Below are 12,961 nucleotides of genomic sequence, written 5' to 3' on the forward strand. Positions count from 1 at the left end.
CTTTGGCTGCCTTAAGGTAAATTCTATAATACCCCAAAATAATACAAGATGGATTTAAAAAACAAAGTAGTGATCATAACAGGAGCGTCAAGCGGGATAGGAAAAGCAACGGCAGTCAAATTGGCGAAGGGAGGTGCCGCTGTTGTATTGTGCGCGCGAAATGAAGACGAGCTAATTAAGCTAAAAGACACAATTGAATCCAGTGGAGGTAGGGCACTGGTGGTGAAAACGGACGTTACAAAACCTGCTGAACTTGAGAATGCGGTAGCTAAAACGCTAGCTGAGTACGGTTCTATCGATGTTTTGATCAATAATGCGGGACTGATGCCCCTATCGTTCGTCGAAAAACTCAAGACCGATGAGTGGGAGAAGATGGTAGATGTCAACATCAAAGGTGTACTCAACGGGGTGGCAGCGGTGTTGCCAACCATGCGTACGAATAAAAGTGGTCACATTATCAACATATCCTCTTCGGCTGCACACAATTATTTCCCAGGCGGGGCCATCTACTGTGCCACCAAAGTAGCAGTAAAAATGTTTTCGGAGGGGTTGAGAAAGGAGTTGGCACCCCTGTATGGAATAAATGTGACCTCCATAGAGCCGGGGGCCGTGAATACAAGTCTGTTTGAAACCATCACGGACGATGACATTAAGGAAAAATTGAAAGGAATGTCGGAGATGACCACGCTTGAGGCGGAAGATATCGCCAATGCCATTTTCTTTGCCCTAAATCAGCCCGACAGAGTCAATATCAACGATGTGTACCTGATGCCAACAGCGCAAGGATAAACCCTTTAAACCAAAAAAATGCGAAATACGATGCGTGAACGAACAACCATAGAAACCATTAATCCAGCAACAGGTGAAGTGCTCGATCACCACGAATACATGAGCAACGCAGAGGTTGAGGCGGCCATTTCAAAATGCCACCAAGCCTTCCTAACGTGGAGGGATGTCCCCGTTGAAGAACGTGCTGAACGGATAGTAGCGATCGGTAAAGCCCTGCTCGGTGCCAAGGAAGAGTTGGCGCAATTGATGACCGATGAGATGGGGAAGACGCTAATACAAAGCCGGCAAGAAGTGGATTTATGCGCTTCCATTTGCCAGTATACGGCTGAGATTGGACCAAATTCGCTGAAAACCCAGGAGCGTGACATGGTCAATGGAAGCAAGGGACGCGTTTCATATGCCCCTATCGGGGTGGTATACGGCATTCAGCCCTGGAATTATCCAAGTTACCAGGTGGTCCGGTACTCAATAGCAAGCCTGATGGCAGGAAATGCTGTGTTATTGAAGCACGCTTCAAACGTAACCGGGTCGGGTAAATTGCTGGAGCGGCTATACAAAAGCGCGGACATCCCGGAAGGCCTATTTACCACGTTAGTGATCAATCACGATCAGTCGGAGGCGGTGATAAAAAATAACTGGGTGCGAGGCGTAACCCTCACAGGTAGTCCCGGTGCAGGACGAAAGATCGGGCAAACAGCTACCGCTGCGTTGAAAAAAACGGTGTTGGAATTGGGTAGCAACGATGCCTACCTGGTCTTTGACGATGCCGATATCGACCTGGCGGTAAAGGCCTGCGTGAAAGGCCGTATTTACAATAACGGCGAAACCTGTATTGCGGCGAAGCGCTTTATTGTAACGGCAAAGGTGTATGAGGAATTCCGTGAAAAATTCGTGAAAGCCATGAGTGAAGTAAAAACAGGTGATCCGAATGAGGAGAGCACCCAATTGGGCCCCATGGCACGCCAGGATCTCCGCCAAGAGCTGCATGAACAAGTGGTGAATAGCGTTGAGAAGGGAGCTTGGATAGCCTGTGGAGGGAAAATTCCCGATGGAGTCGGATTCTTCTATCCCGCCACCGTGTTGGAAAATGTCCAGCCAGGCCAGCCAGCTTACGAGGATGAACTTTTTGGCCCGGTAGCCGCATTGATCAAAGCCAGTGATAACGAAGATGCCATGCGCATTGCCAACGACAGCCGCTTCGGATTAGGTGGAGGTATTTTCTCCAAAGATGAAGACGCGGCCATCGAAATGGCAGAGAAACACTTTGATACGGGAATGGTGTTTATCAATACCTTTGGATTGGCGGATCCTGCCATGCCATTCGGTGGGGTTAAAAATTCGGGCTATGGCCGGGAGCACGGTGGATTCGGACTAAAGGAATTCGTAAACATCAAAGCCGTTATGAGAGGGCAGTGAATGGTTGCTATTGACTAATGTACCTAAAGGTGAGGTTGATCCTTGGATCCAGCACCTTTTTGGTAGGTGGCAGGCGATGAAGCCAATGGTCCTGGGTAATACCTTTCATCAGCAAAAGGCTGCCATGTTCAAGGTAAAGCGAGACGGTATTCTTACGTTTCTTGTGTTTAAATGCAAATTTGCGCTCGGCTCCCAGGCTCAGGGAGGCAATGGCACCGTGTTTTTTCAGGTCTTTTTCTCCATCACTGTGCCAGGCCATTCCTTCTTCTCCGGAATGATAAAGGTTTAGCAGGCAGGAATTGTATGTTTCGCCGGTATGCTTCTCGGCAATCGTTTTGATCTCTAACAGCTCCCTGGTCCAGGGAAGGGCTCTTTTCGTGCTATTGGAATAGGTGTATTCAAATTCCTGATCCCCGTACCAGGCTACTTTTCGTTTGGTGACTATTTTTTTTCCAAAAATGACCGCCTCATCATTTTTCCAGGCGATGGTATCCCACAAAGACTTAAAGTAATCATCGGCTTTCGTTCCGGGGATCACCTTGCCATGATAGTACACCTGCCCGTCTTGCGGTAATACGTTTTTGGAAGGAAATGCTGGATTGTCAAAAAGATTCATGCGGGCAAAGTACGGAAATTTCCGCCTACGCTTCAATCCCCTACGGTACAAGTAAGAAATGCGTGTCAAGTAAACCGGTATAGATTCCATTTGGAAGCGAGGGGATGCGCTGAAAACAACCCCTCGCGAAATGGAAATTGGCGGATAGTCATTACTCCTCCAAAATTGTGTAGTTAAGTTTTGGAATGGCCATTCCAAAACTATATATTTATGGGCTATCACTCATTATTTCAAATTTCCCAATGGCCAGGAACAAGTCTTTCGATGAAACCGAAATCTTAAACAAAGCGATGGAGCTGTTTTGGAAAAAAGGCTACCATTCTACCTCTGTGCAGGATCTGGTCGATCACCTGGGAATCAACCGCGCCAGCCTATACGATACCTATAAAGGGAAAAAAGACTTGTTTATGAGGGCGTTTGAAAACTACCGAGAGACCACCAAAAAAGCCTACTACGAGTTATTGTACGCCCAGCCAAACGTTCTTGAGGGTTTTCGAAAACTTTTTGAATACGTGGTTCGTGAAAACACGGATCGTAGGGGTTGCTTCTTAGTGAACATCACGACCGAATTGGTGCCGGAAGATGGAGATTTGAAAGACATGCTTCGGGAAAATCAAATTCAATTCGAAAAGCTGTTTTTTGACTACCTGAAATCCGGCGAGGCAATGGGCGAAATTTCCAGAGGGAAGGACCTTAAGGCCTTCGCCAACCTGTTATTTACCCTTTACAATGGGGTGCAGGTCATCTCCAAAATAGAATCCGCCCCCTCCAGGCAATTGGCAGCGGTGGAGGTGGTGTTACAGTTTTTGGAGGAATAAGAGATCATTTTTATCTCAAAAATTCATCTAATTGTTTCTTGAATAGATGCCTTATACCAATTTGGGCACCACCCAATTCGGAAAGGAAATCGCCTTCCATAAAAAATGTAGCGATTGTATTTTTCTCTTGATAACCAAAACGCTTCCATAATTGGTTTTCTTCAATAAACAAGCCATCCGGATCATGTATAAAGGGATAGGGAAACTCATATTCCCTCAGTCTCTGAATAATTTCATCCTTATCTTCGCTGGTAATTACAATAATCACTGGCATTTCCTTATCATATTCCTCTAAAATATCCATAAAGGGAATGGAAAAAACATATAGGCCTTTGGAAACCACCACCAATTTTTTTTCAGCACTGAACCAGTCAGGGTCAAAAGCAAGGCTGTCTGTTACCGGATAGGTTTTCAAGTTCTCCGGAAAAACTATTTTAGGATCAACAGGGCCACAGCCAACGAAAACGACAAGGATTAAAGACAGCAATAGGAGGGTATACGTACGCATACGTTTGATAGGGATTCCAGAGTGAAAATAGCCACATGTTACGAACAACTAATCCGGGAGGCTCAAAATTTAACGAATAACAAAACCGGGTTATCTCCTTCCTGAACCATCGGGCTGTTGTCCGGCAATTGATCTGCTTCAAGCTTTAGGTAATCCGGAGCTTGTGCGATGAATACGAGAAGCTCATCGAATACCCCAACGGGATGGTAGAAGGCAGTCAAATCCGTGGTAGAAGTAATCCTTTTACCGGCCTCCATGTTGCCCTTGTCCAAAATGACTTGATGGTTTTTTCGCTCCCCGTTCACTTGTACATCAATTCCAAAAAAAGCCTTCTGCTTGCTTTCCCAATACTGGGAAATGGTGGCAAAACCTTGTTGGTTGAGCATTTCGAAACCGGCCATCCAATCCATATCAAAAAACCGTTCGGGAATACGGTATTTTCCGAAATCGAATTGATATTGGGGCACCAATTGGTCTTCCGTAACCTGATAGGTTTGGGTATTATAGATTTCATGGAAAAAAACAGCCTCATCAATGGTGGAGAAATTCTTTTCCTGTGCGGGCAGAATTTCATGTTTATTGGCTAGAAATTCCATTACCGTTTCCCCTTCCTCATTAATGATTGCCAGTCGGTTTTCAACCAGGGGAAGATTATAACTTCCGGAAGCCACATAGTGTCCACCGGGCAATTTCGCAATGGAAGTAGCAAAGTATTCAAGACCAACTTGTCCAATAATTTCTCCATTATTATCAAACTGGATAACTTCTGCCTGATCTCCCAGGGTACTGAGGATTTCCATCCCTTCTGCGGTGGGGATAAAATCAGTGATCCTGGCAACCATGCCCGGCCCCTGCCCTGTTTCCACGGTCCTGCCCTGATAGTTACCGTTGCGGTCAAAGCTATGGATGACATCCCTGGCATTTTCATCAAAAATAAAAAGGGCATTTTCAGTAAATTTTAAAGTCAAATGGTCGCCCAGAAGGTTATTTTGATTGGTTTCCAAAGGAATCACTTTAACAATAGCGTAGGGTGTATTCAGCAATTCGATGCCTTCTAATTCCATTAAGGGCAACCCATCTTTGGTTTTGATTTCTTTTTGGCAGGAAGCCAGAAGCAGCAGTACTACTAAATATGAAAGGTGAATCGGACGGTATTTCATAAATAAATTTTCTTCAAACTAAGAAATTATGTTTTATTATCCAAGGTTTTTCCCATGAGATATTTTTTACACCTGCAAAAGAAATTTAATTTTGACTTTCTTTTAGCGTATGAGTCTACCATTTCTACACAAAAGTCAGCTTGACAAACTAAAGTCGTTCGTTAATCCGGTTTTACTCAACAGAGGGTACACCCTTTTTTCGGATAAAAAAGTGGAATTCGTCTATTATAGCCCTGCGGACGAAACGTATTTTTTTGAAGTGGAGGGAAATTTGGAACCCTATTATTCGGTACGTATCTGTCTTGAGTATACGATGCTCAACGAATTTTTTTCCAGCAAGAGTGATAACCCATTTTCTGGTAATGTTGACCAAAATCCTGTGGATTGTATTTGTCCCTATTTTTCAGAAAATCGTCAGTGTAAACATGTTGCAGCGGCAATTTATTTTCTAGCCTTGACCAAAGGAGTTGAATACAGGAAAGATAGACCTGACGGATTAGAAATCCCGGAACCGAATCCGTTTGTGAAAACGAAGCGGGAGAAAGAGGACTTATCTTTTCCCATAAAAATTGCTTGTTCGGAAAACGAAATACCCCAATTGGGAAAAAAAATCGATAGCGAACCGGGCAAATTTATTTATGAAAACCTGTACAGAGCCGATCTGTCAGATAGTGAAATTTCCTACGTCGTTGATATCAATGGGCAGCGTCATTTGTTACGTGTTGGCTATGATGGGCAACAGGTCATTATTGATGGCGATTATCAGCGAAAATTTCTGGTTCGTACGGGGTTGGAATGGCTCAAAAAACGGTTCAGTCAGCCAAATCTGGGGGACCTGCAGTACCTGACCCAGGGGCAACGAAGGAGAGCGGCTGAGGAGCAATTGGCCAAATGGGGATTACAGAATCAACTAGCCGACCCAATCAGCGCATTTGCGTTCTCGTTTTGGGAGGGGGAATTGCGCATGTTTCCGGCAGGACCGATTCGGGGACTTTACAGCATCGATGGCCTTTCCGACTGGTTTAAAAAAGAAGGAATTTGGCCTCCAAAAACAGCAGATCAATTCTTGCCGGAGATCAACGATTCCGAATTGGGCCAATACAATCCGGGAATGGCCGTTGTTTTAACCCAGGATGGTACTATTCACAGTGTATTTGCCTTCATGGCCAAAGGAAGTAAAAACAGGCCCGCGGAATTATCGGTAAAATTCACCAAAATAACGGATCCTTTTGATCCCAGACTAGCGAATACCGAAGGAATGGACCGCGTGCTGATCGCGACAGACAAAATAAATCAAGCGATCGCGCAGAAGAAAACCGATAAATTGGGTACGCTTTTCAAGGAATTTCTGGACGTGATTGAGGGCTATTCCCTATTCAACTACCGGGCTCCGGTCTACGAGTATCAAAAAGGCAAGCTCAAAAAGAAGTACTTTGGAGCACCGTTGCAGGTAAGCGCTGCAAGGCTAAAGATAAGGATTCGCAGAACCGGGACGATCTATGAGCTCGCACCCATTATTCAGACGGAAGCGAACAGCATTGAATTAGAAGCGGAAAAACACAAAGTAATCATCACTCCGGCTTTTGTCCTGTGGGAGGAACGCCAATTATTGGTAGTACAGAACCAGAAGGCTCTGGAAACCATCGGTTTTTTGGCCGATTACCCGGTCTTCCATTTTTTGGAACAGGATGTGGAAGAATTCATCCACAGAATACTCGTACCCTTGTCGAAAAATAGTGAAATTATGGACGAATCTGGTCTTTTTAACGAAGCCGACGGTAGCCCTTTGCTACAAAAGCAATTGTATGTGTCAGAACTCAGCGGACTGGTGATTTTTCGCCCGGCTATCAAATATGGTCCGCAGGCATTTTCGAATCCCCTGGAGGGGAATGCCATCATGGATCCCGAGAGCAAAACCCTTTACCTGAGAGACGAAGATGTGGAAGATGATTTCGTGGTATTTCTCAGATCCTTGCATCCCAATTTTGGAAGAGGGGGTAACCAGGGGTTTTTTCACCTGACGCACGATAGCTTTATGGAAAACCTTTGGTTTATGAAAGCTTTTGAAACGTTGAAGGCCAATCAGGTGACGGTATTTGGCTTGGAAACTATAAAAATCAAAAAATATTCGCTTTTCGCCCCGAACGTAAACCTCGAATTCCGATCCAGACAGGATTGGTTTGAGCTAAAGGCGGTGGTCGCTTTCGGAAATAATAAGGTCAAATTAAAGGATATCAAAAGAGCCTTGGACCGGGATAGGAATTATGTAGAATTGACAGACGGGACCATTGGGATTTTGCCCGAAAAGTGGGTTCGGAAATTTAGCCGTCTATTTCGCAGCGGCGAAACCGATAAAGACCAACTCAACATCTCTAAAACACAGTTTAATTTGATGGATGAGGTGGAAGAACTCATTAATTTTCCGGAGATACTGAAAGAGATTGAAGAAAAGAAGGAAAAGTTAAAGCAGTTTTCCAGCATCAAATCAACCCGCATTCCCAAGCAACTAAAGGCTGAGCTCAGGCCGTATCAGAAAGCCGGTCTCAATTGGCTTAATTTCCTGCGAGAATACCAATGGGGAGGTATTCTCGCGGATGACATGGGCTTGGGGAAAACGCTCCAACTCATTACCCTGATCTGTAAGTTAACTTCCAAAAAAGGGACGAAGGTGCTCGTGGTAGCCCCCACCACGCTGCTGTTTAATTGGAAGGATGAATTGGAAAAGTTTGCGCCTCATCTGGATTACTTCATCCACCATGGCAACCGCTACGATCAGGTCGAAGCGCTCCGGAAGCATCAGGTTTTGTTGACCAGTTATGGCCTGGTAATCAATGATTTGGAATTATTGCAACAGCTGGAATTTGATCTCATCATCGCAGATGAATCCCAGGCCATCAAGAATACCCAGTCCGCGCGCTACAAAGCCATCACCAAGCTCAGGGCTAACTTTCGAATAGCCCTTACCGGAACCCCCATCGAAAACGGGCTGTCGGAGCTATATGCCCAAATGAATTTTGTGAATCCCGGATTTTTTCATTCGTTTACGTCTTTTAAGGAAAACTACCTGGATCCCTTAAAAAAGGGCGATGGAGCGATTCTGGATGAATTGCGCAAAAAAATCGAACCCTTCGTCCTGAGAAGGACGAAACGAGAAGTGCTCAAAGAGTTGCCGGATAAGACCGAAGAATACCTGTATTGTGAGATGGTCCCAATCCAGCGCAAAATATACGACGCCTACCGAAACGAATACCGGGATTACCTATTGAAAAAGTTTGAGGAAGAAGGAGCCGCACAGTCAAAAATGTACGTCTTGGAAGGATTGACGCGTTTGCGCCAAGTATGCGATGCCACGAATCTGGTTTCCCATACCGAAGAAATGGAAGCCTCAGCGAAAATTGATTTACTTTTAGAGCACGTCAAAGAAAAAACAGGGGATCATAAGTTATTGGTATTTAGTCAATTTGTAAAGATGCTGGACATCGTTCAGGAAAGGCTAAACGAAAACCACATATCCTACACCTATTTGGATGGCAAAACCAGTTTGAAGGAGCGGGAGCTACGGGTAAATCAATTCCAGCAGGACCCCACAAAGCGGGTATTTTTGATCAGCCTAAAAGCGGGGGGAACAGGCCTTAACCTCACGGCTGCTGATTATGTGTATATTTTGGATCCCTGGTGGAATCCAGCCGTAGAAAACCAGGCCATCGACCGCTGCTATCGGATGGGACAGAAAAAAAACGTGATTGCTTACCGCATGATATGCAAAGACACCGTCGAGGAAAAGATCGTGAGACTCCAGGAATCAAAAAGCAAGTTGGCCGGGGAGGTTATCGCAGAGGGGGACAGTTTTTTGGGAGAACTGGACGGGGACACCATGCTGGCGCTATTTGATTAAGCATGCAGTCATTCTGCGGCTGGCAGCGGGTGAATTTTTCTTTCTAACCGTTGTCGGGGAACAGGCAATCCCAATGAAAAAACCGTAGCTGAAGGTTCCGTTGCGGGAAGGCCAGACTCAGGCGATAGGTCGGATCCATGGAAAAGCTTCTCACCTGCCACTCCCGGTTTGGGCTTAGTGAGGGCAGCAGCATCTCCTGACTTCCGCTAAGTAAGGTGTATTCGTTCAAGTGATCCGTAATCCCCAGCCCAATGCCTTTCAGCAAGGCCTCTTTGCGGGTCCAGATGGTATAAAAGGATTCGATCGGCCTGGGGGATTGCCTGATGTACGCAATCTCGCTTTCGGAAAAAAAGGTGGGAAGCAGTTCCTCAAACGTAAACCGCGGATCGATCCGCTCGATGTCAATTCCTACCTCGTTCCCGGAAAGGGCAATGACAACCCAGTCGCCCCCATGGCTACTGTTGAAGTGAAATTCATCCCTACGGAGCAGAAAGGGTTTGTTGTACCTGTTTTTGCCAAATCGTAGAGAACCATTGTCTTCATTCAGATAGACCTGTAATAGTTTCCTGAGAAATCCCCTACCCAGGATGTACCGGTTTCGATCCGCTTTTTGCGCAAATCGGTGCGCCTGTGCGCGTTCTTCATCGGACAAGAATCCGTTAATCGTTTCAAAGGATTGCTTGGATAAGGAAAGCGGAATACGCCATATATCCAGGAAAATACCGTTTTTGGAATGCTTTTTCTCCTTCCAGTCCGGAGGAGGTATTTCTTCACAAAAAACCTTGATTTGCACCACGTAAACGGATCGTTGTAGTAGGATTTCTGGAAATATAGCCAATTTTTTTTTATGTAGCTACCTCCTGGTGGGATCATTCGGAGCGCAGTCTAGTTCACCGGGAACCCCATCTCCGTCCCTGTCGGGGCTACTTCCACTGTCGGTAAAGAGCAACTGCCAGGATACGGGCAACTACGTACTCAGGATTTCGTTTTCGAATTCTTCGGTTGGGGAACAGCTAACCTGTGTGGCGATAAAGGAAAACCCCAAATCAGGAAAAACCTTTACATCGACCACAAACACGCCGGTAAAGTCCTGGGATCGCATCATCCGGGAGGCGAACGTTTGCTGCATGCCAGTGCCGGGCTGACTTCCGCTTCCGCTATTGGTACAAACAACGGCTACATTCTGGCCATTTCTACCAACAGTTTTGCCCGTCAATCGGCCCACCGATTTCTTCACAACCCCAGAGATTCTGGACCGATTCCGGTGGGGATTTGGAACAGCAGAAATGGCCTCTAAATTGGTAGTTGCTAAAAGACGCGCACAAAAAAACGAAGTTTCTTACGTTAATTCTGTATTCTGTGTCATTATTTTGGAATATAATTTGGGATTAATTATTTTCAAACCGGCATTGAGCTGATGTATTGATTAATCTTTTTAATCGTTATTTAACGTGAGACGAATGGAAAAACGAATTTTTGACCTGGGGGGAAAAAAACTATTGATCGTAGACGATGACCCCGTGGTTCGGCTACTTTTAAAAATAACGTTAACTTCCTGGAAAAACACGCTTTTTGAGTTGGCGGCAGACGGGGCGGCTGCCCTAAAACGGGTAGCGACTACCGGATATGACTTGATATTGATGGATTTGCAGATGCCGGTATTGGATGGCTTCGAGACAGCCAGGGCCATTCGCTCGGGTCAGGTTGGGATCTCCAATCAGAATATTCCCATAATCGCGATCTCTGCGGATCTTTCGGAGGGAGCCAAAGCAAAATGTTTGCATTTGGGGATCGACGAATTTCTACTCAAACCCCTGGATACTACGACCCTGTATGGAAGCATACAGTTTCAATTAGGGGATCGCTTAAGGCCTGGCAAATTTGGCTGATAGGAGTTTTTCCCAGGAAGCAAGCAGTGCCGGGATAGTAGTTCGTTATTAACCTTTAGTTCTCCCGCTGACTATCGGCAGTACCTTGTGGCTTTCCCACCAGCTAAAATCACGAAAATCCGGGCGATGCTATCCAGGGATCACGTATATTCGTGCCAGCGAAGCTTCGTTGGTATTCGCAGATTTACCGGCTGCAACCCGGCTTGTCGAAGCACAGTGAAGCCCCGAAAAAAGCGGTCGCTAATTCCTTTGCTCATGAAAAAACGCTATCAGTGGATTCTTCTCGTGCTCCTACTTGTATTTGATGGATGCCAAACCGACACAAAAAAAACGGCGGAAAAGCCAGCGAATCGTGAATCGCAGGAAAAAAACCGTTCCGCTCTTTTGGAGCAGCCAGCAAGTACCCTGGCCCGCAGCTACTGTACGGGCTGCCATTTGTTGCCAGATCCAGGATTGCTGGACCGGGCGACCTGGGAAACCATCCTTCCAAGAATGGGGCATTATTATGGGATTTACGCCAATGATACCATTCGGGACTGGCTTTTGGAAGGAGGAAGGGCTGGACAAATCGTTGAGCAACAACAGGTGTTTCCCAAAACGCCGATTATCGATTCTCTTATTTTCGGGAAGATCAGCAGGTATTACCTGGAACAGGCTCCGGAGCAATTAACCCTGGAAAAAAGAGAACCCATCCGCAAGGGCCTTCCCCATTTTCGGCTGAAAAAACCAGGTAGCAAAACAAAAAACGCCATGACCCTCATGGTGAAAATCGATTCCCCAGACCGTTTTTTTATTAGCGATGCCGGTAGGTCCAGCTTGTCCATTATGGATGCCGATTTTCAGGTCATCAAAACAGCACGCAGTCCGGAGGGAACGGTCTGGATCCACACCGACGAGAAAGGGAGTCTGGCGCTGGTAATCGGTACCTTTAATCCGACGGACATGGACCTGGGTTTTGTCATGCAGCTTCCAGATGCACCCGGTCAGCCGACCCCCATTCTGGTTCAAAACCTGCAACGCCCTGTCCACCTGGATCGGGGAGACCTGGATGGAGATGGGCTGGACGATTTGCTTATCTGTGAATACGGCAAGCAGACAGGTGGCCTTAGTTGGTGGAAGCAGAATCCCAATGGGCGCTTTCAAAAGTTTCCCCTGCGTAACAAACCGGGCGCCACCAAGGCGTATATCCGGGACCTGAACGGTAACGGGAAAAAAGATATCATCGCACTTTTTGGACAGGGAGACGAGGGTATTTTTATTTATCATAACCAAGGGGGAGGAGCGTTTGTGGAGGAGCCGGTTTTACGGTTTCCGCCCAGCTATGGCTCCAGTTTTTTTGACCTGGTCGATTTTAATGCCGACGGGCATCCGGACATCGTGTACACGGCCGGAGACAACGCAGATTACGACCCAATTACCAAACCCTACCACGGCATTCGCGTATTCCTCAACGATGGCCGCAACCGGTTTGCGGAGGATTTCTTTTATCCGTTGCCCGGTGCATACAAAGCGGTTCCGGCTGATTTTGATGGGGATGGAGACCTGGACATTGCCGCAATTTCGTTCTTTCCCGATTTTGAAAATGCTCCGGAGGAGGGTTTTGTCTACCTGGAAAACAAAGGGGAGGGACGCTTTGAAGCCAGCACGTTTGCCGGATCCACTGGGGGTCGTTGGATGGCAATGGATGTAGGGGACATGGATGGAGACGGAGATTTGGACATTTTATTGGGATCCATGGTGTTTGGTACCGATTATACCCGCTATTTCCAACAGTGGGTGGATGGAGACCTTCCCTTTCTGTGGTTGGAAAATACACTGCAATAGCAAGGGGAAGTGGTACGGATACCATGGATTTCCCGAATAGCCCCTT

The 12,961-nt window shown here is 46.3% G+C and carries 11 protein-coding genes; 6 read left to right on the plus strand and 5 right to left on the minus strand.

Translation table 11 applies throughout. The features are described from left to right. The first annotated feature begins 48 nt into the window (after positions 1-48). Positions 49-789 (plus strand): SDR family oxidoreductase, encoded by a 741-nt coding sequence (locus tag GCU44_RS08860; protein WP_154856022.1) that lies wholly within the window; start codon positions 49-51, stop codon positions 787-789. Positions 790-819: 30 nt separating this feature from the next. Then, entirely contained in the window at positions 820-2,205 is a 1,386-nt protein-coding gene (locus GCU44_RS08865; protein ID WP_154856024.1) for an NAD-dependent succinate-semialdehyde dehydrogenase, read from the plus strand. A 7-nt stretch (positions 2,206-2,212) separates the two neighbouring features. On the opposite strand, the gene GCU44_RS08870 is transcribed toward GCU44_RS08865, so the two are convergent. After that, the gene (locus GCU44_RS08870; RefSeq protein WP_317175332.1) at positions 2,213-2,890 is read right to left on the minus strand and encodes an alpha-ketoglutarate-dependent dioxygenase AlkB family protein; all 678 of its coding nucleotides are present in this window, start codon (positions 2,888-2,890) and stop codon (positions 2,213-2,215) included. A gap of 173 nt (positions 2,891-3,063) precedes the next feature. Between GCU44_RS08870 and GCU44_RS08875 the strand changes: the two genes are divergently transcribed. Continuing rightward, entirely contained in the window at positions 3,064-3,639 is a 576-nt protein-coding gene (locus GCU44_RS08875; RefSeq protein WP_092170979.1) for a TetR/AcrR family transcriptional regulator, read from the plus strand. A gap of 10 nt (positions 3,640-3,649) precedes the next feature. Here the strand turns inward: GCU44_RS08875 and GCU44_RS08880 are convergent, their stop codons facing one another. Both GCU44_RS08880 and GCU44_RS08885 read right to left on the minus strand, forming a co-directional pair. Further along, positions 3,650-4,147 (minus strand): hypothetical protein, encoded by a 498-nt coding sequence (locus GCU44_RS08880; protein WP_154856026.1) that lies wholly within the window; start codon positions 4,145-4,147, stop codon positions 3,650-3,652. 62 nt (positions 4,148-4,209) lie between these two features. Further along, the gene (locus tag GCU44_RS08885) at positions 4,210-5,307 is read right to left on the minus strand and encodes a 6-bladed beta-propeller (RefSeq protein ID WP_154856028.1); all 1,098 of its coding nucleotides are present in this window, start codon (positions 5,305-5,307) and stop codon (positions 4,210-4,212) included. Between the two features lie 523 nt (positions 5,308-5,830). Here GCU44_RS08885 and GCU44_RS08890 point away from each other — a divergent pair. Beyond that, positions 5,831-9,202 (plus strand): DEAD/DEAH box helicase, encoded by a 3,372-nt coding sequence (locus GCU44_RS08890; RefSeq protein ID WP_161993916.1) that lies wholly within the window; start codon positions 5,831-5,833, stop codon positions 9,200-9,202. A 43-nt stretch (positions 9,203-9,245) separates the two neighbouring features. Here the strand turns inward: GCU44_RS08890 and GCU44_RS08895 are convergent, their stop codons facing one another. Together GCU44_RS08895 and GCU44_RS08900 are read right to left on the minus strand one after the other, a co-directional pair. Then, complete coding sequence (locus GCU44_RS08895; protein WP_154856033.1) at positions 9,246-10,040, minus strand: 4'-phosphopantetheinyl transferase family protein; 795 nt, start codon at positions 10,038-10,040, stop codon at positions 9,246-9,248. A gap of 129 nt (positions 10,041-10,169) precedes the next feature. Next, positions 10,170-10,439 (minus strand): hypothetical protein, encoded by a 270-nt coding sequence (locus GCU44_RS08900; RefSeq protein WP_154856035.1) that lies wholly within the window; start codon positions 10,437-10,439, stop codon positions 10,170-10,172. 223 nt (positions 10,440-10,662) lie between these two features. Between GCU44_RS08900 and GCU44_RS08905 the strand changes: the two genes are divergently transcribed. Beyond that, positions 10,663-11,091 carry a response regulator gene (locus GCU44_RS08905; protein ID WP_154856037.1) on the plus strand — a complete coding sequence of 143 codons (429 nt, stop codon included), beginning with the start codon at positions 10,663-10,665 and terminating at the stop codon, positions 11,089-11,091. A gap of 255 nt (positions 11,092-11,346) precedes the next feature. Next, a complete protein-coding gene (locus GCU44_RS08910) occupies positions 11,347-12,915 on the plus strand; it encodes an FG-GAP repeat domain-containing protein (protein ID WP_154856040.1) in 1,569 nt (522 codons plus the stop codon). The last annotated feature ends 46 nt before the right edge of the window (positions 12,916-12,961 follow it).

Source organism: Cyclobacterium xiamenense (assembly GCF_009467825.1).
Taxonomy (GTDB): Bacteria; Bacteroidota; Bacteroidia; order Cytophagales; family Cyclobacteriaceae; genus Cyclobacterium; species Cyclobacterium xiamenense.